Below are 21,917 nucleotides of genomic sequence, written 5' to 3' on the forward strand. Positions count from 1 at the left end.
CTACTGGTTCAAGTCCCGGCTGCGCTCCGCTCCGCCGGGCGCGCTTCCCGGCTCTGGCTGCGCCCGCGCTCCTGCCTTCGGCCCGCTCGGCGCTGCCGCCGCCGACGCACGCCCACATATGGATAGGGCCGGGCAGCCATGAGTCGAGCACCGCATAGGCACGACCGCGGGCAAAGCAGTGCCTCCGGCGGGGGCGCTCAGGCTCCGAGATGGCGGGGGCGCCGTTCGCGAGTGCCGGCCGCGTAGTGGCGTGCGCGGGGTGCTCCCATCCCGTCCGCCATCGACCCAGGCAGAGCCGAGCAGTCGCGGCCCAGGGCGTCAAGGTCGTTCGTACAGTGGCGCGCTCCACCTTGACGCCCTGAACCACGCCCGCTCCACGGTGTGTGGGTCGACGGCAGACGGGATGGGAGCCGGGGTAAGTGGTGGGTTGATGGCGCTTTACGGAGGCCGACGCTGGAATTCAGGAAGCGAGGATTCCGAGATTAATCAAGCGATATCCCATGGCTTCAGCGCTCACGTCAAAATCTCTGGCCAACTTTACGATCAATCGATCGCGGATGATGTTGCCGTCTCGCGCATAAGAAGATACTTGCGACCGAATCATTCGAACAGGCATGAGTATTTCGGCGGCAAAAGCGTTGGCCTCGATCTCTTGCTCATTTGTCCCCAGGCTTGACACGTCGTCGCGCCAGTCAATCCTCATCGCGTGATCCACGATGAGCGGCTTTCCCTCGTGGAGGTCGAGGTGCCCCATCTCGTGGGCGATCGTGAAGCGTTGACGCCTAGGACTAGTTGCCGAATTGACACCAATAATCCTAGTTTGACCATCCCTGAGAGCAAACCCCGACTCTCTGCCGTCGAACGCCTTGCGCGTAATAATCACGCCCTCGGCGCGAGCGATTGATTCAATTGGTACTGGGAAAGTGTCGACCTCGTATTTCCTCAGAAGTGACTGCGCAGCCTGGACGGGATCGGACATGTTCACTCCTTCGGCCCCGGCTTTCCAATTAGTTGGGCGAGGGCGCTCTCTACGAAGTCTCGACTGCTCTCGTCTGCACCTTGAAGCCGCTCATCGATATTGCTCAACTCGGGCGCAGGTTGATTATCGGTCACGTCTGGCAGGAGTTCGGCAATTTTGATATTTAGCGTCTCGGCAATCAGGGCGAATATATGCAGGGGGAGTCGCTGTCGCCCGCTCTCGATGTTTGCAATCGACGAGCGAGCCAGACCGAGGGATGCGGCCAGTTGAGCTTGAGTCAGTCGTGAAGCAGACCTGGCGCCACGGATGCGATCCCCCACGGACGCATAGAAACGGTCGACCTGGGGGTCGTCTGGCTGCGGCATGCCCACTCCCTGCGATAAGTCCACCAACTCTAACAGTGGATAGGTTTACCTCACAAACATTACCGTCAGGTAACGTTGAGGATGTCAGCGATACTGACCGATCTTGACGAGCGATGGTGCATGTGCGTAGCGTTCCCTCTGCAAGCGCGCCGCGATCATGACAGCGGCGGACGAGCGGCGCACGGCAACACGCATGCGCCCGCTACCGAATGGAGGAAGCCGTGGCGAAGAACACGGGAGCCGGCTATCGGCGAGGGACCGTACGGAGCCGGAGCCAGGCTCTGAACACCCGAACGGGCACGTGGACCCTGCGGGACGCGTTGACCGGCAAGTTTCTGAACGCCAAGAGCGACAGCAAGCCCTTCAAGGGCGTACGTAAGGAGAAGTGAGAGCGCTATGGCCCGAACGCGATACCGAGTTGTGCCGAGCGGAAGTACGTGGCAGCTCCGCCGCGAGCAGGAGCGGCTGTCGGACTACAACTACAAATACGAGGCCGTCGAGGCGGGGCAGCGCATCGCACGCGCCAACCCGCCCAGCCAGCTGATCATCCACAACGCGGACGGCACGATCGAGAAGGAATACACCTACGGGGACGACCCGTACCCGCCGAAGGGGTGAGTGGGGGCTGAGGCCAGCACAGGACGGCAATCCGCAGCCCCAGCCCGCACCATCTCGCCGTGATGCTAACGAAGGCCTCGCCCCTCTTTTGAAGGGGAGCGAGGCCTTCGGCATATGGCCCATCCCGGGCCGTCTGGGGGCCGTCCGAGACCAGCCAACGACGACAGACGACGACGGTTGCCGACCACTCTCGTACTGCTCAGAGACTGCGCACCGGGTCCCGCCCCAGGTGCCAATCCCCGAACGTAAGTTGAGGAAGAAGTTGGTTCCCGGGTCAGAAGGTCAGGTCAAGGACGCTCTGCACCACTAGCCCAAGAGCAACACAGAAGAACCCGAGCACCTGCTCGCGCAAGCCTCGAATCGTGGCCCGCTTCGACTCGTGATCAATGGTGGCGATACGCGCCTGAAGATCTTCCTCTAGCCGTTGAGCCTCCTGGCCTCGGGCTTTCGCCTCTTGGCCCAGATCGTGCTGCACGTCCTGGGCAAGCTTGAAGAGGCGGTTCAATCGGTTTTCAATCTCGGCCCTGAAAGCTTCGGCATCCTGCGCAGGGTCCGGCAGCTGGCCGAATTGAACGAGCCCCTTGGCGCGCCCTGTAAACCCGGCGGACAGTGCCGTACCCAGACCGTGAGTCACGGACGGTCGAGGGCGCCGAAGGAAGCGTCGAATCGAGCGTACAAGTGCAGTCCGAACCTGCCGGGCCACTTCGAACTCAGTCGCGAGCACGCTGCTGAAGAAGCGATCGCCGGGAGCCGAGCAGTCCTTGAACGTCTTGTAGAGGCCAGTCGCAGCCGCAACCAACCCGAGCGTTTGGAGCGCGATGCCAAAGATGGTGAGCGCAGTTTCGAGCACTGGCTCATCATCATCCTCGGACCGTGATCAAGTGTGATGATCGACAAACTGTTGAGGCACACCAGGCCTGCACAGCTTGCCGAACGATCACCTTATGGCGCGCGACTTTTGCCAGTTCAGAGCGCTTCTTTGGATGGAGTGACCGGCTCGCCCGACTTACGTACTACAGGCAAAACGCTCCACGGGCCGTTGATCCACTCGTCGGTACGCGTGCTCCCACGTGCCCGATCGAGCGGTGGCCAGCGGGTACGCGTAGGCACCGGACAACACAACGGCCACCGACCGACTTTCCTGGTCGAGGGCCGTTCACCTGCGGTGGGTGTGGGATTTGAACCCACTGTGACATCGCTGCCACGATGGTTTTCAAGATCACTCAAGCGTTGACTCGCCCACTGAGACTCCACCGACCTGTCGCAGAACGCGAAGAAGCCTCATCCTATGGCCTTATGTAGCCTTGAGCTTCCAAGTAATCTACCCAGGCAGCGACTAAATGAATTGCGAACTCGCTAATGTCATTGACGTAACGCTCGACGTCAGCTACAGACCTTCCTGCTTGCTGGAAGATCTCCACGTAGGGGATGTTTCCGTGGGCGACATCATTCCTAAAGAGTGCCATCTTTTGAAGTGAAGCACCCCATGTTGCGAAAGGGAAGGCCACATCAGGAAGTCCATAGATTTCCCAGATTCGGTTGAAATGTTCGGGCCTCAGTGTCCTGCCATCTAGCGGCGGCTGCGCATGTTTGAGCTCTATAGGCAAAACTATTGGGTCGCCACACGCTTCAAGTGTCGTCGCATACTTCCGCTTCTCCCACAACTTGGAGTGGTCAGAAAGGCTGCGAAGGCTTTCGAAAGTCGTGTGCGCGGCAAGTTGGCGGAGGCTGGGGCGAAAGCTGCGCACAGGCAAACCCGAAGAATTCAGCTCCCGATGAGTCTCTTGGATGAGGAATTTGGTAAAAGCCTCAAGCTCCGCCATGCTGCAAACCACAGAAAGGGCCCGTGCATCTCTCGCCTCGGACTTCCATCGCGCGTCTGGCTGCGATCCTTGAGGGGAGTTCCTTGCGAGCGCAAGAAACTTCTTCAAGTCATCGCAGCGCCTGAGGAGGCGTTCCCCCTGTGATTGGGCGTCAAGGACCAGTACCTCATGCATTGCCACTGAGTAGATCCTTAGCCCTCTTGAGGCGGCGACGCAGCATTGCCTTAGTGTTAGATCCAGCTCCGCTGGAAATCCTCAGCTCTTGATCTTCGAGCCAACCTGCGTTGACATCGCCTACGGGTGTGCCCTCTGCGGCCAGGTCGCCAGCCGCAACCAAGCAGGCCTCGAACTGGACTAGCGGGGTCACCTTCGTCTGCTTGCGCAAGAAGGGCCGTTGGTCACACACCTCGTAGAGGGTGTCAAGCGCCTGATCAAAGATCGCACGCTCGGTCTTGTAGTCAAAGCCTTCGTCAGTCGCCCCCATATAGCTGTTCAAGAACCGTTCGACCTTACCGTCAAATTCATCCCTGCTGTTCTTGTAAGCGAAGAATTTGAGCACCTGCTCAGCCCGCGTCCCATCGTTCTCATGACTGCGCTGCAACTTCACTAGCTTCTTGAGGCGAGGATCTTCCGCCAATTCCTCGATGAAGTCGTTGAAGGTTCCCATGTAAACACAAGCGCGCACCTCTTGCGCGGTGAGTCGAATCCCGCCTCGATTGAGCCGCTCAAATACGTCAAAGCGCACCTGGCGGTCACTTTTATCCGTGAGTGAAATTACCTGTAGAGGCTGCCTGCCGAAGTAGACTTGAAGGTTCTTTGGTAGATCAGAGAAGGTCTGTCCGTTAAGTTCGGTGAGCTTCTCCAAGCCATCAAGAAATAGCGGCCTCTTCCTGCCGATGAACTTCGCTTCATTTTCGTCCTTGGCAAGGAAATGAGCTAGGGTTGAAAGACGTTGAAGTCCATCAACGACCTCCCATTGAAATCCGACGTTAGTGGCCACGAAAATTGGCGGAATGGGGAGTCCGAGAAATACAGACTCCACAAACAGTGCCTCATCCGACTCTTCCCAGCGGAACTTTCGCTGATAATTGGGCGAGGCATTAAGTTCCTCGTCGACAATCATCCGCACCAGTTCGCGAACGGAGAAGTTGTGTACAGCGACATCAACTTTTCCGCGCTCGCCTCGGAGCTGCTCTTCCAGGTTTTCGAGTGATGCGCCAGCAGACATGGAGGCAGTGTAGTGGGCTAATAACCTTCTACGGCGTGTAATGCAGAGACCAGTAACCCTGCGCGGGGGCTGAGCGAGCGGCCAGCGCTTTAGGCAGCGCACTCCTCGTGCCGAGCAGCAACCGCTGCTGCACCACAACCGCACGAGATCGAGCTGGGAACGGCGCGGAATCACAGTGAAGGGGACGAAGTCGGCGAGGACGCAGCCCAGCAGCTCACCACCACAGCAGGCCCCGGGGAGCCGCAGCTTCCCAAGCTGAGCGCGTGGCGGGTCGCTCGGCACTGAGCGGCGGTCAGCAAGCCGGGTCGGTCGCTGTAAAGAGATGGGGAACCGCCACGCCCGGTTCGGGCGTTTTGGTTTCGTGAAGGGGGCGGTGTTTCTACGCTGGTCCTTCGGAGCCGCAAAGTGGTCGGCCGCCAGTGGTCGGGGGATCAAGTGAGTGCTGAGATCGTGCAGTTGGTCGGGCAGGCGGGTCCGTATCTGACGACTGCGGTGGGTGCGTACGGGGTGGCGGTCCTGACCCGGGCCGAGGACGCGGCCGTGGACGCCACGGCGAACCTGGGGCGGCGCATGCTGCAGGCGGTGTGGCGCCGTCGTGACGCGCAGGGCCGGGCGGAGTTGGAGGCTGCGGTTCAGGACACGGCCGAGGCGCCCGGCGATGAGGATGCGGCGGCCGCGCTGCGTCAGCAGATCAAGCGGGCGCTGCGGGAGGACGCCGAGTTGCTGGCCGAGCTGACCCGGATCCTCCCTGCCGGCGGGGAGACGGTGCATGTGACGGCGTCCGGTGAGCGGTCCATCGCCGCCAAGACCATCGGTACCGCCGTCACCGGGGACAACACGACGATCAGGCCATGACCGACCATCCAGCCCCAGGGGGCAGTGGGGTGCAGGCAACGGGTGCGCGGTCCATCGGGGTGGGCGGCGATGTCGGTGTGGCCATCACCGGTGACGGCGCGCGCGTGGTGATGCTGCCGGCCGAGGCGGTGCGCTGGGCCAGGGAGGTGGACGCGCCTCCGGGTGCGGCGAATCTTCCCGGGTCTGCCTCCGGGGTGTTCGTCGGGCGGGAGGACGAACTTGCCAGGCTGCGCCGGCTGCTGGCCGACGAGGGGGAGGCGGCGGTCACTCAGGTGTCCGGTACGCGGGCGATCCATGGGCTGGGTGGGATCGGCAAGAGCACCCTCGCTCTGCATTACGCACACCTCCACCGGCACGCCTACAGCGTGGTGTGGTGGCTCAACGCGGCGACCACCGAGCAGATCGTCGCGGGCCTGGCTTCCCTCGCCCTGCGGTTGTGCCCGCAGTGGGCTCCGGCGGCGGACGTGCCGGAGCGGGCGGCCTGGGCGATCCTGTGGCTGCAATGGCACCCCGGCTGGCTGCTCGTCTTCGACAACGTCGAACACCCCGATGACCTGCGCCACTATCTCGGCGCCCTGCCCGACGGCCACCACCTGGCCACCAGCCGCACCGCAACCGGCTGGCACGCGATTGCCCCCACCATGCCCCTGGGCCTGCTCGATGCCGACGCAGCCGTGAGTCTGCTGTGCACCCTCGCCCTCGGCGAGGGACAGACTCCCGCCCAGCAACAGCGCGAGGAGGCCAGCGCACTCGCCGCCGAACTAGGCTACCTGCCGCTGGCCTTGGAACAGGCGGGCGCCTATCTCTTCGAGACCGGAACTGCGCTGGCCGACTACAGGGCCCTGCTGGGGCAGGTCATGGACACCGCCGTGGGCGGTATCGACCCCGAACGCACCATCGCCCGCATCTGGCGCCACACTCTGACCGCCGTCGAACTCCGCAACCCGCGCGCGGTCAGCTTGCTCAACGCGATGGCCTGGCTCGCACCCGACGGCATCCCCCGCGCCCTGCTCGCCCTGCTGTGTTCCGACACCCTCAGTCTCGGCGAAGCCCTGGGCGTGCTGCATTCCTACAACATGATCTCCCACAGCGCCGACCGGCAGAGCATCAGCGTCCACCGCCTAGTACAGACCGTCCTGCAACACCGCCCTGCCACCGGACCGGACGGACACTCACCCGGACGGCAAGACGCCGAACACATCATCCGGCGGGCCATCCCCACCGAGGACACGAACACTTCACAGTGGGAACGCCTCCTCCCCCATGTGGTCGCCCTCGCCGCATCAACACCACCCCACAGCCCGGCATCAAGCGAAACCGCAGACGCCTATCACGTCGCCGCGCAATACCTGTACCGCCAGGGACGCGACGCCCACAGCATCCCCCTGCGCACAGCCGCCCTCACCCAGTACGAGACGGTCTTCGGCGACACGCACCCCGACACTCTGACCAGTCGCAACAACCTTGCCGGAGCCTACGAGTCGGCGGGGGATCTGGACCGCGCGATCCCCCTGTACGAGGCCAGCCTCACCCAGTACGAGCAGGTTCTCGGCGACACGCACCCCGACACTCTGACCAGTCGCAACAACCTTGCCGGAGCGTACGCGTCGGCGGGGGATCTGGACCGCGCCATCTCCCTGTACGAGGCCAGCCTCACCCAGTACGAGCAGGTTCTCGGCGACACCCACCCCGACACCCTGACCAGCCGCAACAACCTTGCCTACGCCTACCAGTCGGCGGGGGATCTGGACCGCGCGATCCCCCTGTACGAGGCCAGCCTCACCCAGCGCGAGCAGGTTCTCGGCGACACGCATCCGAGCACCTTGAACAGTCGCAACAACCTTGCCGGAGCGTACGCGTCGGCGGGGGATCTGGACCGCGCCATCTCCCTGTACGAGGCCAGCCTCACCCAGCGCGAGCAGGTTCTCGGCGACACGCATCCGAGCACCTTGAACAGTCGCAACAACCTTGCCGGAGCCTACGAGTCGGCGGGGGATCTGGACCGCGCGATCCCCCTGTACGAGGCCAGCCTCACCCAGCGCGAGCAGGTTCTCGGCGACACCCACCCCGACACCCTGACCAGCCGCAACAACCTTGCCTACGCCTACCAGTCGGCGGGGGATCTGGACCGCGCCATCTCCCTGTACGAGGCCAGCCTCACCCAGCGCGAGCAGGTTCTCGGCGACACGCATCCGAGCACCTTGAACAGTCGCAACAACCTTGCCGGAGCCTACGCGTCGGCGGGGGATCTGGACCGCGCCATCTCCCTGTACGAGGCCACCCTCACCCAGTACGAGCAGGTTCTCGGCGACACCCACCCCCAGACCTTGAACAGCCGCAACAACCTCGCCCACGCCCGCAAAGTTGCCGAGGCAGTACAGCAACCAGATACAGCAACCCCAGCAACCACCCCTGACCTTCAGCACCCCTCAGACGCTCCCGACCAACCGGAATGACCCCAAACAACCGATCCACATAGAGCTACGGATCAGAAGGTTGCAGGTTCGAATCCTGCCGAGTGCACATCAGATCAGAGGCCCCGTGGAGTGATCCACGGGGCCTCTGGCTTTTGCCTTGACGGCAGTGTTTGGCGGCAACCACTTCGACTGGATCCGAGGGTGTCCAGTGGTCCTGGAACGGCGGACCTGATTCGCCGGGCCAACCTCTCGTTAGGATCCCGGCTCATGGACACCAGGGGCGGGGAATCCTCACATCAGGACACGGAGCGCGGTACGGCCGTGGAGTTCGTCTACCGGCCGACGGCCGCGGACTTCGAGGAGGCGCTCCGTGCACGAGCCCGTCGGTCACCGGCGGGCCGGGCCCAGGCGCTCATGGCGCCGATGACGGCGGTAATCGCCGTGGCCGTCTTCTCGGCCCTCCGCGATGAAACGCCGGCTGTGTGGATCATCACGCTGGTGATCTCCGTGGCAGTCACATCCTGGGGCACCGTGCGAGGGCTGCGCACCATGGCCCGCCGGATGTTCAGCGTCGTGGAGCCGTACGGGCAGTGCCGCATGGTGGCCGACGACCGCGGCGCGGTCAGTACCGGTGAGCGGGCGTCTTTCACCGTGGAGTGGACTGTGTTCCGGGAGTATCTGGAGACGCCCGCGCTCTTCGTGCTGCTGGGCGGCGAGCGCGCGGCCGGAGTCGCGGTCCTGCCCAAGCGGGGCGCCCAGAATCCCGAAGACGTGGATCGGCTCCGGGCGATCCTGGACCGGAACCTGAAGCGGCTCTAGACGGCTGGGGGGATCACCGGCGGGAAGCCGGGTCCGGGTTCGATCCGGATCTCCGGGACCGGGACGGCTGAACCACAGTCTCGGCAGTGTCCGTCGTGGTCGAGGAGACCTCCGTCCAGGTCGTGGCGGAGGACGCGCTTCATTCCGTTCGGGGAGTAGAAGGCCTCCCCCCAGTTCATCAGTGCGTGCACGGCCGGCCACAGTGCAACGCCCTTGTCCGTCAGCCGGTACTCGATACCGCCGACTCCGTCGTCCTCGCGGGTGAGTACGCCTTCCTGCACCAGCGACTTCAGCCGGTTGGTCAGGACCGCTTGTGACTCCCTCACGAACGAGCCCGGCTCCCATCGGTTCGAGGTCATCGCGGGCGAGGAGAACCCGGATGTCTTCTACCTGAACGAGGTCTATGCGGACGTCGATGCGTTCAACGCGCATGCCGTCGGCCCGTACTTCGCGGCGTTCTTCGCCGAAGCCGGTGCCTATGCCGAAGGTCCGACGTGGCTCATGAGGGGCAACCTCGTCGGCGACAAAGCCGCCGCCTGAGCCGAACCGGCCGTTAGGTGGTCGGTTCGGTTGCTGCCGAGCGATCGGTTCGGTCGCTGTCGACGCTCACGGCGAACAGCCCGGACCTCCGTTGCGCGTGCCGGCCGGCCCAAGGCGCGTCCCCTTCCGCCCCGTGTCCGTCGTGACATGCGGGGGTTGCGTCGCACACCCCGCTCGCTTATCGTTTCTCGATAACATCGATAAACGATAAGCGAGGCGGGGCGCCATGACCGAAGACCGGAAGATGCTCGAACCCATGGCCACGGTCGTGTCCGTCGTCCTGCGCCTGATGTTGGCCCTCGTGACGGCAGGGCTTGTTCTCTCGGTTGTGCGCGGCAGTTGGGGGGATGTCGTCGTCTGCATCGCCGACGAGTCGACCACCAGCTCGGTCAGTCCCGGCGGGTTCGCCGCCGAGAGCGGGGCGCAGGTCGACTCGATTCCCCGCTACTGCGCCGAGTCGCCCGACGCGTACCTGCGCCTCGTGAATGAACTCGGTGAACTGCCATCGACGTTGCTGCTGATCAGCGGCCTCTTCCTGCTGCACCGGCTCCTGCAGGGAGCGGCGCGCGAGGGGGTCTACACCGCGGAGACGGCATCGCGGCTTCGCCTGCTCGGCTGGTGGTTGCTGGTCGGGAGCCTGGTCGTCGAGATCGTCGAGGCCAATGCCAGAGGGGCTCTGCTCGCGGCGCTGGCGAAGAGCGCGGACTTCTCGGCCGGGACCTGGCTGGACCTGTGGACGTTTCCCTACCTGGCCGTACTGACCGGTCTCGGGCTGCTGACCTTCGCGCGGATCACCCACGCGGGCGCGTCAATGCGCGAGGACCTTGAAGGGGTCGTCTGATGGGCGCCGACGACGACCACGAGGGCCATGACATCGAGGTGCACCTCGACAAACTCCTCAGCGAGCGCGGTATGACCGTCACCGAACTCGCCAGCCGCGTCGGCGTGACCAACGTCAACCTGTCCGTCCTCAAGAACGGCCGCGCCAAGGCGATCCGGTTCACCACCCTCACCCGGATCTGCGAAGTCCTGCAGTGCCAGCCGGGAGACCTGCTCAGCTACCGCCCCGGGTCGTCGTCCGAGAACCCTCGGAAATCCTGACCTCCCCGCTCCGCCCACCCCGCACGACCAACTCGACGTGTTCCCCTGAGAAGGAGACCCAGATGTTCAGTGTCATGGATACCGGTACGAAGATCGCGATCGCCGTCGTACTGGCCGTCATGATCACCGCGGCGATCGGCGTGGGCCGGTGGCTCACCCGCCGCTGAGACCCGTTCGCCAGAGCCTCACGGGCACGACTCGAAGGGCCCCACCGTTCGCGGTGGGGCCCTTCGAGATTCCTCGCTTCGGGTGGGGCCCTTCGAGATTCCTCGCTTCGGGTGGGGCCCTTCGGCGTTCGTCGCGTCGTTCGATATCGTCGCTGCCGCCCATTTGCCCTGATCAGGAGCGATGGGCGGAAACCGACTGCGACAGGACGGCGCCAGTGGACACCAGACCCGGATCGATAGCCGAAGACCCCGAGAGCGGGATGTTGATGATCCCCGCCAATGCCCCCGAGTTCTCGTTCGGTGTGGCGCTGCGGGCCGAAGGGGCCGACACCTATCGGGCGTTCGTCCGCGGCACTCTGCCGGAGGGCTGGGAGAAGGGGATCTTCATGGCGGCCGTCGCCGGGCGGTCGAAGAAGCAGCCGGTTCTGCCTGTCGTGGTGCAACTCGTCCCCCGTCCGGACAACGAGTACAACCCCAAGGCGATCAGCGCGGCCGCTCCTCCGTCCCTGGGCGGTACGGACCACGAACGGCACTTGGGGTACATGTACGACCGGAATCTGGTGTCGCTCGGTGGCCCTCTTCGAGGCCTGGCTGCCGTCTCGGACCGTCCCGTCGGCTGTCATGCGCTGGTTGAGATCCGCGAAGTGGACGAACGTGGGGACGACTGGGAGGAGGAGTTCGGCGATTGCCTTCTCGTTCAGGGTGGGCGGCGCAGGTACGCGGTGGACTCGCTTCGCCTGCGGCTGCCGTGGTGGGAGGACCTCCAGGCCATGACGGTCGCGTTTGCGAGGAGAGCCCGGCCGGACCTGATCATGCCGTTCATCGGCCACTGGACGTCGTACAGCGAGGGAGCCCGCGACGAACTCCTCGGCCGGACCGACCGGAAGGAGTTTCCCGTCACCCTCCGGGCCGAGAACGGCACGCTCCTGGCCTGCTACGAGGACCTGGAGCTGTCCGTCCTCGTGCCCTCCGGCCGGGACTTTTTCGACCGCACTCTGCGGCGGGTCCAGGAACTGGGCGGTACGGCCACAGCCCGTGCCGAGGAGCACCAGGGGGCGCTGAAGGTGTTCGTGGAGGACAACGCGCCGAGTGGCGAACACTGACGGGCAACGACGAATGGCGATCACTCAATCGCAGCCCCACAGCGCCTGGACCAGCGAAAACCCAGCTCTCAGGGATAGGCGCGCGCGAACGCGGCGGTGGGCAGCGGGGCCAGGGTTTCCTCCCACGCGATGTAGATCCCGAGCTCTTGCTCGAGGAAGCGGAGGAAGGCGATGTCGGGTACCTCCTCGCCTGTGTGGGTGAAGCCGGGCACCGTGGCTTGCGTCGCGGTGTGGCCCTGGCTCGGACTCTGCGGTTCGTAGTAGGCCAGTACCTCGCCGGCACGGGCGTAGCCGACTTGCTGCATGCCCGCTCCGCTGCGGAACACGGTGTAGGCCCGCGTGCCGCGTGACAGCGCCTCCAGGCAGGACGTGGCGCGGCACGAGAAGTTCTCGATGGCGTATGCCCAGCCGGGGACGGCTCCGGCCCGGACGATCGCCTCCGGGCGGGACAGAAACCCTGCCTCTTCCAGCTTTGCCACGAGGTCTTCGTCCTCCCGGTCCAGGAACTCCAGATCGCTGGGAAGGCCGTCCTCCGGCTGGAACTGCAGCTCCGCGACCGCGTCTTCGGTCAGCTCGTGGATGTGTGAGGGGTCCGCACCCATCCGCACCAGCAGCTCCTGCGGCGTAATGCCCTCGCACAGCGTGAAGGTGTAGCCGACGTCGTACACGCCGGCTATCCATCGCAGTCCGTTCTCCACTTCGCCTCCTCCCCATCCACGGTGGACCAACCACGTGCACCAACCACGTCGACCACCTCAGGACTTGGGAGTTTCCAGGTCCTCCCTCCAGCGGGCCTCGGCCTTGCAGTTCTTGATGTGGTTCTTGATTCGGCGGTCCGTCCTGAGTTCCTTGGGGAGACTCGTGTCGTCGTAGAGCTTCGAGTGGACGAGTTGTTCATACGTCAGTCCCTGGGCGCCCCTGAGGTCGGCTTCCTTGAGGTCCGCGTCGACGAGGTGGGCCATGCCGAGGTGGGCGCCTCTGAGGTCAGCCGCTCTGAGGATCACCTTGGTGAGGTCTACGGCCGTGAGGTTCGCGTTCATGAGTTGTGCGCCTGTGAAGTTGGCCGCCCTGAGGTGCGTGCTTCTGAAGTCCGCTCCCCTGAGGTCCGCCCCTACCAACTGTGCGCCCGTGAGGTCCACCCTCACCAGGTTCATCGCCCTGAGGTCCACTCCTCCGAGGTCCACCCCTCTGAGGTCGACCCTGCTGAGGTCCACGTCCCTGAGGTCCGCCCCCTGGAGGTCCGCGTCTCGGAGGTCCGCTCCCCTGAGGCGTACCCCTGTGAGGTTCGTTCCCTTGAGGTCCGCTCCCCTGAGTCGGGCTCCTCTGAGGTCCGCACCCGTGAGGTCCACGTGCTGGAGGTTCGCGTGTTCCAGGTCGGCGTTGTGCCAGTCGATGCGTCTGAGGTCGGCGGTCGGTGTTCCGTCGGGGTCCGGGCGGCGCCCGAGTACGGTCAGGGCGGCCTGGACATCGACGGGCAACGGGGCGGCCGAGTCTTCCGGATCGCTGTCCTCGGGTTCCGGCTGGGCAGCCGGCAGGAGTGCCTGTTTCTGCTCCGACGTAGGGGTGCGGATGAACGCCGCGAGGACCTCGATGATCGTGACCTGGTCCTTCTCGCTGTCCTTCATGATGCGTTCGAGGCTGTAGATGCCGCCCAGGCGTTCGTGGAGGTTCTCGGAGCCGAGGAGCTTGATGGCTTCCACGTAGCGGTCGGTGACCTGTTCCTCGCGGCTGAGTTCGTGGTTCTTGTGGGTGTACCAGAGGCCCAGGGCCGCGATGGCGCCGGCGGCGATGGCGAGGAGGGCGGTGCGGAGACCGGTGATGATGATGCCCGCGGACGAGACGAGCTCGCCGTGCTTGTCGCGGATGTGGCGGCCTTCGAGGAGCCAGGGGCCCCAGATCAGAAGTGCGACGAAGAGGGCGGCTGTGGCCACACCTGCCACCCAAGCCCATTTCCGCTTGGTCTCCGGCTTCATGAGTGCATGATGTCCGGCCGCCGGGTGCGGGATGCACGTAACGGGCCTATTCAGTACCGGAGTTGACATGTGATGTGCCCGCTCCGCCGTCCCCGGCCATCGCACCCGGCCCGGGTTGTCAGTGGTGGCCTCTACGCTTTCGGTGATGGCACAAATGTGGAGATGTACGGGGCTGCGGTGGGCCGGGGGTGGCCCCGGGCTCGTGTGGGACGGGGGGCGGAGCAGTGCGTTGACCTGGGGGAAGCGGGTCGCGTTCGCTGTGGTGGACGGGGGAGGGCGTACGTGTGTGGGGGCGCGGGGGAACGCGTGTCCCGTGAGTGCTGCGGTGTCCGGGCGGAGTGTCGGTGCCCGGTGCGAGGAGTGCGGGCGCCTCGACCGGGCCCATTCCGTCGCGGCGGACACCATCGCGGACGACCTTCGGCCCTACTCCGTCTATCTGGCCTGGTTCGGGCCCGGGATGGTCAAGGTCGGAATCACCGCCGTCGAGCGTGGCTCCGCTCGGCTGCTTGAGCAGGGAGCCGTTGTCTTCACCTGGCTGGGCAGGGGGCCGCTGATGGCCGCCCGGCGGAGCGAGGAGCTCTTGCGTACGGTCCTCGGCGTACCGGACCGGATTCCCTACGACGCCAAGCGCGCCGTCCGGAGTGCACTGCCGGACGCGGAGGTTCGAGCCGCGGAAGTTCGTGAGCTGCACGCGCGGGCGGTACGGCTCGGCGGGTGGCCCGAGTCCCTGGAGCGCATGCCGTTCGAGGCGGTCGATCACGCCGGTGCCTTCGGGCTCGACGGGCTGCCGCCGGCCTGGGGTGTCGTCGGCGAGCTTGTCGCGGGGGGTGTGGTGAGCGGGGAACTGGTTGCCGCCGCCGGGCCCGATCTGCATCTGGCCACCGAGCGCGGGGTCGTCGTCCTCGATACGCGCCTGATGACCGGATGGGAGCTGACCGCCGCCGACGCGGACGCAGGACTGACCGTGCCAGTACGGGAGTTGAGGGACGCCGCCGTGCAGGACGGGCTCTTCTGAAGCATCGGACGGGGGATCCGGGCGAGGGGCGGATGAAGGCCGCAATGGTCAAGACTTGGATCCCGTTTGGATCCCGTTCGACAAGGCGCTGGACGCCGGGGAACGCCCGCCCCGAGAGTGGCCGACATGAGCGATCACGCCATTGCACCTGACGCCCCTGCATCTGCCGCCACCCCCGTCGCCGCCCACGAACCCCCGTACTACGCCGTCGTGTTCACATCCCTGCGGACGGAAGGCGACAACGGCTACGGCGAGACCGCCGAGCGCATGGGCGAGCTGGTCAAGGAGATCCCCGGCTTCCTCGGGGAGGACTACGCGCGGACGCCCGGCGGGCTCGGGATCAGCGTCGCCTACTTCCGGGACGAGGCCGCCATCGAGGAGTGGCGGAACCACCAGGAGCACCGGGCGGCGAAGAAGCACGGGCGCGACCACTGGTTCGAGCGCTACAGCATCCACATCTCAAAGGTCGAGCACAGCCATGGCTTCGAGCGCGCCCACCAGTGACAGCCCGGTGTCCACCTCAGGACCTCTCTGACACCTCCCGATCACAGCGAGTGCTGAGCCCCGCCCAGGTGTTCCCTGAGAGGCGGCTGTGCGTTTCTCAGGAAAATCACAGGTTCCAGAAAGGATGTTCTCAGCGGCGCCGAGCAATGTGTCGGCTATGACCACGACCTCGCCCCAGGGGCGCACCGAACTGCTGAGGCCGGACGGGAGCCCCGTCCGAGTGCTTGTGGTGGACGACGAGCTGTCGATCACCGAGCTGCTGTCCATGGCCCTTCGCTATGAAGGCTGGCAGATCCGCAGCGCGGGTGACGGGACGGGAGCGATTCAGACCGCTCGCGACTTCCGGCCCGACGCCGTCGTCCTCGACATGATGCTGCCGGACATGGACGGGCTGACCGTCCTGGGGCGGCTCCGCCGTGAGCTCCCCGACGTACCGGTCCTCTTCCTGACGGCGAAGGACGCCGTCGAGGACCGTATCGCCGGGCTCACCGCAGGCGGCGACGACTACGTCACCAAGCCCTTCAGCCTCGAAGAGGTCGTGGCCCGGCTGCGCGGACTGATCCGCCGCTCCGGCGCCGCCGACCGCCGCAGCGACTCCGTGCTCGTCGTCGGGGACCTCACCCTCGACGAGGACAGCCACGAGGTCTCGCGGAGCGGCGAGGGCATCCACCTCACCGCCACCGAGTTCGAGCTGCTGCGCTTCCTGATGCGCAACCCGCGCCGGGTGCTCAGCAAGGCACAGATACTCGACCGCGTGTGGTCGTACGACTTCGGTGGCCAGGCCAACGTCGTCGAGCTGTACATCTCGTATCTGCGCCGCAAGATCGACGCCGGTCGTGAGCCGATGATCCACACCCGGCGCGGTGCCGGTTATCTGATCAAGCCCGCGGCGTCATGAGCGGACGACGACGGCCGCGAGCGCAGAAGAGGCGACTTCGACAGCCGCGCACGCTGCGGACGCGGCTCGTCGTCTCGGCGGTGGCGCTCATCGCGGTGGTCTGTGCCGTGATCGGCACCGTGACGACCATCGCGCTGCAGAAGCATCTGTACGAGCAACTGGACGGCCAGCTGGGCGAGGCCTCCGCGCGCGCGACCGGCGGCCCTCTGAAGCCAGGGGGCGGCAACCCGGACAACACCCAGATCCCCGGGGCCATCGCCGACGCCAACTCCTCGGACAACGAATTCGAGTTCCTCACCCGGGGGCCGAGCGCGGAGAACACCGTCGCCGCCGTCGTGGAGAACGGCGGGATCACGCAGGCGGTCATCTCCAAGGAGAAGACCGACAGCAGCGGCACCTTCAACGGGATGGACACCCCGGAGCTCACCGAGGCGCAGACGGCCGCCCTCGGCTCCGTGTCCAAGACCGGCGAGCACACCGTGGAGCTGCCCGGCCTCGGCGAGTACCGCGTCACGTACAAAGAGGGCAGCAAGGGCAACTTCTACGTCGCCATCCCCACCAAGTCCGTCACCAACACCATCAACACCCTCATCCTCGTCGAGGTGAGCGTCACCGGCGCCGGCCTTGTCGCCGCCGCCATCGCGGGCAGCGTGCTCGTCGGCGTCGCCCTGCGCCCCCTGCGCAAGGTCGCCTCCACCGCCACCCGCGTCTCCGAACTCCCCCTGCACAGCGGCGAAGTCACCCTGTACGAGCGAGTGCCCGAGTCCGAGGCCGACCCGCACACCGAGGTCGGCCAGGTCGGTGCGGCCCTCAACCGGATGCTCGACCACATCCACGGCGCCCTGCACGCGAGACAGCAGAGCGAGACGCGCGTACGCCAGTTCGTCGCGGACGCGAGCCATGAGCTGCGTACGCCACTGGCGTCGATCCGCGGATACGCCGAGCTGACCAGACGCGGCAGGGAGGAGACCGGGCCCGACACCCGGCACGCGCTGGGCCGGATTGAATCCGAAGCCGGGCGCATGACCCTCCTGGTCGAGGACCTTCTGCTGCTCGCGCGGCTCGACGCCGGGCGGCCGCTGCAGTACGAGCAGACCGACCTCGTACCGCTGGTCATCGACGCCGTGAGCGACGCCCGGGCGGCCGGGCGGGATCACAACTGGCGCCTGGAACTGCCGGACGAGCCCGCGCTGGTCCTCGCGGACGCCGCACGGCTGCAGCAGGTCATGGTCAACCTGTTCGCGAATGCACGCACGCACACACCGCCGGGTACCACCGTCACCGCACGTGTCCACCAGCAAGGACCGTGGCTCTGCGTGGACGTCCAGGACGATGGCCAGGGCATTCCCCCCGACCTGCTTCCGCGCGTCTTCGAACGCTTTGCACGCGGAGATTCCTCGCGCTCCCGCTCCTCCGGCTCGACCGGTCTGGGGCTTGCCATCGTGCAGGCCGTCGCATCAGCGCATGGAGGTGCTGTGACCGTGGACAGTGTGCCCGGACGTACCGTGTTCACCCTGCATCTGCCCGCGCTGCCCGTCCAAGCGGCTGTAACAAATTCGCAAACGTACTCACAGTCAGAGCACAGTGCCACCACATGGGCGCAACAGGGCGCTTGACAAGAGTCGTTGGCATGCGAACCGATTCTTCTCCCGGCAACCTGCCGGCGCGGGAGCACCTCCCGGCCGGGTCCGCCGGTACGCCTGTCCTGGACGTAGTGATCCCCGTCTACAACGAGGAGAAGGACCTTCAGCCGTGTGTGATGAGACTGCACGAGCACCTCAAGCGCACCTTCCCGTACGAGTTCCGTATCACCGTCGCGGACAACGCGTCGACGGACACGACTCCGCAGGTCGCCGCACGGCTGGACGCCGAGATTCCGGAAGTACGGTCCTTCCGGCTGGAGCAGAAGGGCCGGGGCCGGGCGCTGCGCACGGTGTGGTCCGCCTCGGACGCCCCGATCCTCGCGTACATGGACGTGGACCTGTCCACCGACCTCAACGCCCTGCTGCCGCTGGTGGCGCCGCTGATCTCGGGTCACTCGGACCTCGCGATCGGCTCGCGGCTCGCCCGGAGCTCGCGCGTGGTGCGCGGTGCCAAGCGCGAGTTCATCAGCCGCACGTACAACCTGATCCTGCGCGGTTCGCTGCAGGCGCGCTTCACGGACGCCCAGTGCGGCTTCAAGGCGATCCGGCGTGATGTCGCCCAGGTGCTGCTGCCGCTGGTCGAAGACACCGGCTGGTTCTTCGACACCGAGATGCTGGTCCTCGCCGAGCGGGCCGGACTCCGGATCCACGAGGTGCCGGTCGACTGGGTCGACGACCCGGACTCGACCGTGCACATCGTCAAGACGGCGACGGACGACTTGAAGGGCGTGTGGCGCGTCGGACGTGCCCTCGCCACCGGTTCGCTGCCGCTCGACCGGCTCGCCCGGCCCTTCGGGGACGACCCGCGCGACCGCGAGCTGACCGACGTGCCCAAGGGCCTGGCCCGCCAGCTCGTCGGCTTCTGCGTGGTCGGCGCCCTGTCCACGCTGTTCTACCTGCTGCTCTACAGCGGCTTCCGTACGTTCTCGGGCTCGCAGGTCGCCAACGCGCTCGCCCTGCTGGTCTCGGCCGTCGCCAACACGGCCGCCAACCGGCGCCTGACCTTCGGCGTACGCGGCCGGGGCGGCGCCGTCCGCCACCAGGCGCAGGGCCTGGTCGTCTTCGGCATCGGCCTCGCCCTCACCAGCGGTTCGCTCGCCGCCCTGAACGCGGCGACAACGAACCCCGGGCACTCCACGGAACTGGCGGTGCTCATCGCCGCCAACCTCGCGGCGACGGTCCTGCGGTTCCTGCTCTTCCGGGCCTGGGTCTTCCCCGACCGGCGCGACGAGCCCGCCTCCCCGGTCGGGGCGGTCCGCAACCCGGCCTCGCCCACCTACTCGACGGCGGCCCCGCAGCAGTACCCGGGACAGCCGCCGTACCCAGGACAGCAGCAGTACCAGGGACACCAGCAGTACGAGCAGTTCCGCACAGAGCAGTTCCACACAGACCAGTTCCGCGCCGGTGAAGCCGCGGACCGCACCTACGGCGACGCGACCATGCAGCTCGAAGCCGTGCGCCCGTACGACGACGATCCGAATCCGAGGAACGCACGATGACGACCCAGTCCGATACGAGCTATCAGGGGGGAGCGAATCCCCCCAGCAGTACCGTGGACCCCTCCGTGGGGCCGTCGGCCTCGACGGCTGTACACGAGCCGGTCGTGCCCGCCGCCTCCCCCGACTCCGGTGAGCCGAAGCAGCCCTTCGCGCGCCGCCTCTGGCGCGGCCGGCCCGAGGACCCGAGCTGGGCGCGCCCCGCGTTCCTCGGTCTGCTGGTCGTCACCGCGGTGCTGTACCTGTACAACCTGAGCGCCTCCGGCTACGCCAACTCCTTCTACTCCGCGGCCGTCCAGGCCGGCAGCGAGAGCTGGAAGGCCTTCTTCTTCGGCTCGCTGGACGCCTCCAACGCCATCACCGTCGACAAGCCCCCGGCCTCGCTGTGGCCGATGGCGCTGTCGGTCAAGATCTTCGGCCTCAGCTCGTGGGCGATCCTCGTTCCCGAGGTGCTGATGGGCGTCGGCACGGTCGCCGTCCTGTACGCGGCCCTGCGCCGCCGCTTCAGCCCGGCAGCGGGCCTGATCGCGGGCGCCGTGCTCGCGCTCACCCCCGTCGCCGCGCTGATGTTCCGGTTCAACAACCCGGACGCGATCCTCGCGCTGCTCATGACCGTCACGGTCTACTGCGTGATCCGCGCTCTCGAGGACGGCCGCACGAAGTGGCTGGTCTGGGCGGGTGTCGCGGTCGGCTTCGCCTTCCTGTCGAAGACCCTGCAGGCCTTCCTGATCCTGCCGCCGCTCGCCATCCTGTACGCGGTCTGCGCGCCGGTGAAGCTGAAGAAGCGGTTCGTGCAGCTGGGCTGGTCGACGCTCGCGCTGCTCGTCTCCGGCGGCTGGTGGGTCGCGATCGTCGAGCTGTGGCCGGCGTCCTCGCGTCCCTACATCGGCGGCTCGCAGGACAACTCCTTCCTTGAACTGACCTTCGGTTACAACGGACTTGGCCGTATCAACGGCGAGGAGACCGGCAGTGTCGGCGGCGGAGGCGGCGCCGGTGGCACCGGGCAGTGGGGCGAGACCGGCTGGGACCGGATGTTCAACTCCGAGATCGGCAGCCAGATCTCGTGGCTGCTCCCCGCCGCGCTGATCCTGCTGGTCGCGGGTCTTGTCCTGACCCGCAAGGCCAAGCGGACCGACCTGACGCGCAGTTCGTTCCTCGCCTGGGGCGGCGCGCTGCTGATGACCACGCTGATCTTCAGCTACATGGCCGGCATCTTCCACCAGTACTACACGATCGCCCTGGCTCCCTACATCGCCGCGGTGGTCGGCATGGGCGCCACGGTGCTGTGGGAAGAGCGCTCGAAGCTCTGGGCCTCGCTCACCCTCGCCGCCTCGGTCACCGCGACCGCGGCCTGGGGTTACGTCCTCCTCAACCGCACCCCCGACTACCTGCCCTGGCTCAAGTGGCTGGTCCTCATCGGCGGTCTGGTCGGCGCCCTCGGCCTGATCTTCGTGGCCAAGCTGGGCCGCCAACTGGCCCTCGCGGCAGTCGCGTTGAGCTTCGTGGCCTCGGTCGCGGGTCCGACCGCGTACACCCTCAGCACGGTGAACACCGGGCACACCGGGTCCATCGTGACGGCCGGCCCGTCCGGCGCGAGCATGATGGGCGGCCGCGGTGGCGGCGGCGGTGGCATGGGCGGTGGCGGCGGCTTCCCGGGCGGCGGCGGCAACACGCAGCAGGGTGGCGGCAATGCCCAGCAGGGCGGCGGCATGGGCCAGCCCCCGACAGGTGGCACCGGCGGCGGCTTCCCCGGCGGCGGCACGAACGGCAACACCCAGCAGAACGGCCAGGGCGGTACGACCGGCGGCCGGACGGGCGAAGGCGGCATGGGCGGTGGCGGCGGCGCCGCGGGTCTGCTCAACGGCGCGACCGTCACCGACGAGGCGAAGGCGCTCCTCGAGAAGAACGCCGACGACTACACCTGGGCGGCCGCGGCCATCGGTGCCCAGAACTCCGCGAGCTACCAGCTCGCCACCGGTGACCCGGTGATGGCGATCGGCGGCTTCAACGGCACCGACCCGTCGCCGACGCTGGCCCAGTTCAAGGAGTACGTGGCCGACGGCAAGATCCACTACTTCATCTCCAGCGGAACCGGCGGCGGCGGCATGGGCGGCAGCAGCGAAGGCACCTCCTCCCAGATCACCTCGTGGGTCGAGGCCAACTACACGAAGGTGACGGTCGGTTCGGCCACCTTCTACGACCTGACGCAGCCGACCAGCAGCAGCTGACGGTTTGCTCTCGGGGGCCTGACGGTTCCCTCTCAGGGGTCTGACGGTTCCTTCTCAGGGCGGTGGCCCGGGGCATTCGCTCCGGGCCACCGCCCTTTCGTACGCCCTGGAAAACAACTTTGTTGTACGCCGTACAGGAGCTGTT

23 protein-coding genes, 1 tRNA gene and 1 pseudogene are annotated in these 21,917 nt (G+C 66.3%); 15 read left to right on the forward strand and 10 right to left on the reverse strand.

The genetic code is table 11. From position 1 onward, the window contains the following. Window positions 1-460: 460 nt before the first annotated feature. Both OG246_RS09725 and OG246_RS09730 read right to left on the reverse strand, forming a co-directional pair. The gene (locus OG246_RS09725; protein ID WP_266458801.1) at window positions 461-979 is read right to left on the reverse strand and encodes an ImmA/IrrE family metallo-endopeptidase; all 519 of its coding nucleotides are present in this window, start codon (window positions 977-979) and stop codon (window positions 461-463) included. Window positions 980-981: 2 nt separating this feature from the next. After that, complete coding sequence (locus OG246_RS09730; protein ID WP_266458804.1) at window positions 982-1,344, reverse strand: helix-turn-helix domain-containing protein; 363 nt, start codon at window positions 1,342-1,344, stop codon at window positions 982-984. A gap of 221 nt (window positions 1,345-1,565) precedes the next feature. On the opposite strand from OG246_RS09730, the gene OG246_RS09735 reads away from it, so the two are divergent. Next, a complete protein-coding gene (locus tag OG246_RS09735) occupies window positions 1,566-1,733 on the forward strand; it encodes a hypothetical protein (RefSeq protein WP_266458807.1) in 168 nt (55 codons plus the stop codon). Window positions 1,734-1,740: 7 nt separating this feature from the next. Next, window positions 1,741-1,962 (forward strand): DUF2188 domain-containing protein, encoded by a 222-nt coding sequence (locus tag OG246_RS09740; RefSeq protein ID WP_266458810.1) that lies wholly within the window; start codon window positions 1,741-1,743, stop codon window positions 1,960-1,962. 274 nt (window positions 1,963-2,236) lie between these two features. Here the strand turns inward: OG246_RS09740 and OG246_RS09745 are convergent, their stop codons facing one another. The 5 genes and pseudogenes from OG246_RS09745 to OG246_RS09765 all read right to left on the reverse strand — a co-directional run bounded on the left by OG246_RS09745 (window position 2,237) and on the right by OG246_RS09765 (window position 5,013). After that, complete coding sequence (locus OG246_RS09745; RefSeq protein ID WP_266458812.1) at window positions 2,237-2,812, reverse strand: hypothetical protein; 576 nt, start codon at window positions 2,810-2,812, stop codon at window positions 2,237-2,239. A gap of 116 nt (window positions 2,813-2,928) precedes the next feature. Continuing rightward, a pseudogene (locus tag OG246_RS09750) lies at window positions 2,929-3,021 on the reverse strand (phosphoribosyltransferase); the annotation flags it as partial. 104 nt (window positions 3,022-3,125) lie between these two features. Continuing rightward, window positions 3,126-3,217: transfer RNA gene (locus OG246_RS09755), tRNA-OTHER, on the reverse strand. 31 nt (window positions 3,218-3,248) lie between these two features. Continuing rightward, window positions 3,249-3,959, reverse strand: a complete 711-nt coding sequence (locus OG246_RS09760) for a HEPN domain-containing protein (protein ID WP_266458815.1) — start codon at window positions 3,957-3,959, stop codon at window positions 3,249-3,251. Further along, window positions 3,952-5,013 (reverse strand): DUF262 domain-containing protein, encoded by a 1,062-nt coding sequence (locus tag OG246_RS09765; protein WP_266458818.1) that lies wholly within the window; start codon window positions 5,011-5,013, stop codon window positions 3,952-3,954. Before OG246_RS09765 ends, OG246_RS09760 begins: the two co-directional genes overlap by 8 nt. A 435-nt stretch (window positions 5,014-5,448) precedes the next feature. Between OG246_RS09765 and OG246_RS09770 the strand changes: the two genes are divergently transcribed. The 3 genes from OG246_RS09770 to OG246_RS09780 all read left to right on the forward strand — a co-directional run bounded on the left by OG246_RS09770 (window position 5,449) and on the right by OG246_RS09780 (window position 9,104). Beyond that, window positions 5,449-5,868 (forward strand): hypothetical protein, encoded by a 420-nt coding sequence (locus OG246_RS09770; protein WP_266458821.1) that lies wholly within the window; start codon window positions 5,449-5,451, stop codon window positions 5,866-5,868. Continuing rightward, on the forward strand, window positions 5,865-8,324 hold the full coding sequence (locus OG246_RS09775; RefSeq protein ID WP_266458824.1) for a tetratricopeptide repeat protein: 2,460 nt from the start codon (window positions 5,865-5,867) through the stop codon (window positions 8,322-8,324). The genes OG246_RS09770 and OG246_RS09775 overlap by 4 nt, the downstream gene beginning before the upstream one ends. Before the next feature lie 228 nt (window positions 8,325-8,552). Next, the gene (locus tag OG246_RS09780; protein ID WP_266458826.1) at window positions 8,553-9,104 is read left to right on the forward strand and encodes a YcxB family protein; all 552 of its coding nucleotides are present in this window, start codon (window positions 8,553-8,555) and stop codon (window positions 9,102-9,104) included. Here the strand turns inward: OG246_RS09780 and OG246_RS09785 are convergent. Beyond that, window positions 9,101-9,430, reverse strand: a complete 330-nt coding sequence (locus tag OG246_RS09785; RefSeq protein ID WP_266458829.1) for a helix-turn-helix domain-containing protein — start codon at window positions 9,428-9,430, stop codon at window positions 9,101-9,103. The genes OG246_RS09780 and OG246_RS09785 overlap by 4 nt on opposite strands. On the opposite strand from OG246_RS09785, the gene OG246_RS09790 reads away from it, so the two are divergent. The 4 genes from OG246_RS09790 (at window position 9,402) to OG246_RS09805 (ending at window position 12,015) form a co-directional block, all read left to right on the forward strand. Further along, complete coding sequence (locus tag OG246_RS09790; protein WP_266458832.1) at window positions 9,402-9,644, forward strand: putative quinol monooxygenase; 243 nt, start codon at window positions 9,402-9,404, stop codon at window positions 9,642-9,644. The genes OG246_RS09785 and OG246_RS09790 overlap by 29 nt on opposite strands. 226 nt (window positions 9,645-9,870) lie before the next feature. After that, window positions 9,871-10,485, forward strand: coding sequence for a hypothetical protein (locus OG246_RS09795; protein ID WP_266458835.1), 615 nt, complete (start codon window positions 9,871-9,873; stop codon window positions 10,483-10,485). After that, a complete protein-coding gene (locus OG246_RS09800; RefSeq protein WP_266458838.1) occupies window positions 10,485-10,745 on the forward strand; it encodes a helix-turn-helix transcriptional regulator in 261 nt (86 codons plus the stop codon). The genes OG246_RS09795 and OG246_RS09800 overlap by 1 nt, the downstream gene beginning before the upstream one ends. Window positions 10,746-11,127: 382 nt before the next feature. Next, a complete protein-coding gene (locus OG246_RS09805) occupies window positions 11,128-12,015 on the forward strand; it encodes a hypothetical protein (protein WP_266458840.1) in 888 nt (295 codons plus the stop codon). Between the two features lie 68 nt (window positions 12,016-12,083). On the opposite strand, the gene OG246_RS09810 is transcribed toward OG246_RS09805, so the two are convergent. Together OG246_RS09810 and OG246_RS09815 are read right to left on the reverse strand one after the other, a co-directional pair. After that, window positions 12,084-12,713, reverse strand: coding sequence for a DUF6461 domain-containing protein (locus OG246_RS09810; protein WP_266458842.1), 630 nt, complete (start codon window positions 12,711-12,713; stop codon window positions 12,084-12,086). 57 nt (window positions 12,714-12,770) lie between these two features. Next, window positions 12,771-14,057, reverse strand: coding sequence for a pentapeptide repeat-containing protein (locus OG246_RS09815; protein WP_266458845.1), 1,287 nt, complete (start codon window positions 14,055-14,057; stop codon window positions 12,771-12,773). Window positions 14,058-14,133: 76 nt separating this feature from the next. Here OG246_RS09815 and OG246_RS09820 point away from each other — a divergent pair, with 76 nt between their 5' ends. From OG246_RS09820 to OG246_RS09845, 6 genes are all read left to right on the forward strand, one after another. Next, window positions 14,134-15,003, forward strand: a complete 870-nt coding sequence (locus OG246_RS09820; RefSeq protein ID WP_266458848.1) for a DUF2797 domain-containing protein — start codon at window positions 14,134-14,136, stop codon at window positions 15,001-15,003. A gap of 126 nt (window positions 15,004-15,129) precedes the next feature. Continuing rightward, entirely contained in the window at window positions 15,130-15,507 is a 378-nt protein-coding gene (locus tag OG246_RS09825) for an antibiotic biosynthesis monooxygenase (RefSeq protein ID WP_266458851.1), read from the forward strand. A gap of 157 nt (window positions 15,508-15,664) precedes the next feature. Continuing rightward, window positions 15,665-16,405, forward strand: a complete 741-nt coding sequence (locus OG246_RS09830; protein ID WP_266458853.1) for a response regulator transcription factor — start codon at window positions 15,665-15,667, stop codon at window positions 16,403-16,405. Further along, a complete protein-coding gene (locus OG246_RS09835; protein ID WP_266458856.1) occupies window positions 16,402-18,021 on the forward strand; it encodes a cell wall metabolism sensor histidine kinase WalK in 1,620 nt (539 codons plus the stop codon). Before OG246_RS09830 ends, OG246_RS09835 begins: the two co-directional genes overlap by 4 nt. Before the next feature lie 14 nt (window positions 18,022-18,035). Further along, window positions 18,036-19,547, forward strand: coding sequence for a bifunctional glycosyltransferase family 2/GtrA family protein (locus OG246_RS09840; RefSeq protein WP_266458858.1), 1,512 nt, complete (start codon window positions 18,036-18,038; stop codon window positions 19,545-19,547). Further along, a complete protein-coding gene (locus OG246_RS09845; protein ID WP_266458860.1) occupies window positions 19,544-21,772 on the forward strand; it encodes a glycosyltransferase family 39 protein in 2,229 nt (742 codons plus the stop codon). The genes OG246_RS09840 and OG246_RS09845 overlap by 4 nt, the downstream gene beginning before the upstream one ends. Window positions 21,773-21,917: the final 145 nt, after the last annotated feature.

The sequence above is a fragment of the Streptomyces sp. NBC_00620 genome, from assembly GCF_026341825.1.
GTDB lineage: Bacteria > Actinomycetota > Actinomycetes > Streptomycetales > Streptomycetaceae > Streptomyces.

What these genes read in the sequence shown, in the direction of transcription:
- OG246_RS09835 (WP_266458856.1), top strand. Translation starts at nt 16,402, where the DNA reads ATGAGCGGACGACGACGGCCGCGAGCGCAGAAGAGGCGACTTCGACAG.
- OG246_RS09730 (WP_266458804.1), bottom strand. Translation starts at nt 1,344, where the DNA reads ATGCCGCAGCCAGACGACCCCCAGGTCGACCGTTTCTATGCGTCCGTG.
- OG246_RS09765 (WP_266458818.1), bottom strand. Translation starts at nt 5,013, where the DNA reads ATGTCTGCTGGCGCATCACTCGAAAACCTGGAAGAGCAGCTCCGAGGC.
- OG246_RS09780 (WP_266458826.1), top strand. Translation starts at nt 8,553, where the DNA reads ATGGACACCAGGGGCGGGGAATCCTCACATCAGGACACGGAGCGCGGT.
- OG246_RS09840 (WP_266458858.1), top strand. Translation starts at nt 18,036, where the DNA reads ATGCGAACCGATTCTTCTCCCGGCAACCTGCCGGCGCGGGAGCACCTC.
- OG246_RS09795 (WP_266458835.1), top strand. Translation starts at nt 9,871, where the DNA reads ATGACCGAAGACCGGAAGATGCTCGAACCCATGGCCACGGTCGTGTCC.
- OG246_RS09760 (WP_266458815.1), bottom strand. Translation starts at nt 3,959, where the DNA reads ATGCATGAGGTACTGGTCCTTGACGCCCAATCACAGGGGGAACGCCTC.
- OG246_RS09820 (WP_266458848.1), top strand. Translation starts at nt 14,134, where the DNA reads ATGGCACAAATGTGGAGATGTACGGGGCTGCGGTGGGCCGGGGGTGGC.
- OG246_RS09775 (WP_266458824.1), top strand. Translation starts at nt 5,865, where the DNA reads ATGACCGACCATCCAGCCCCAGGGGGCAGTGGGGTGCAGGCAACGGGT.
- OG246_RS09725 (WP_266458801.1), bottom strand. Translation starts at nt 979, where the DNA reads ATGTCCGATCCCGTCCAGGCTGCGCAGTCACTTCTGAGGAAATACGAG.
- OG246_RS09740 (WP_266458810.1), top strand. Translation starts at nt 1,741, where the DNA reads ATGGCCCGAACGCGATACCGAGTTGTGCCGAGCGGAAGTACGTGGCAG.
- OG246_RS09815 (WP_266458845.1), bottom strand. Translation starts at nt 14,057, where the DNA reads ATGTCAACTCCGGTACTGAATAGGCCCGTTACGTGCATCCCGCACCCG.
- OG246_RS09800 (WP_266458838.1), top strand. Translation starts at nt 10,485, where the DNA reads ATGGGCGCCGACGACGACCACGAGGGCCATGACATCGAGGTGCACCTC.
- OG246_RS09830 (WP_266458853.1), top strand. Translation starts at nt 15,665, where the DNA reads ATGACCACGACCTCGCCCCAGGGGCGCACCGAACTGCTGAGGCCGGAC.
- OG246_RS09825 (WP_266458851.1), top strand. Translation starts at nt 15,130, where the DNA reads ATGAGCGATCACGCCATTGCACCTGACGCCCCTGCATCTGCCGCCACC.
- OG246_RS09845 (WP_266458860.1), top strand. Translation starts at nt 19,544, where the DNA reads ATGACGACCCAGTCCGATACGAGCTATCAGGGGGGAGCGAATCCCCCC.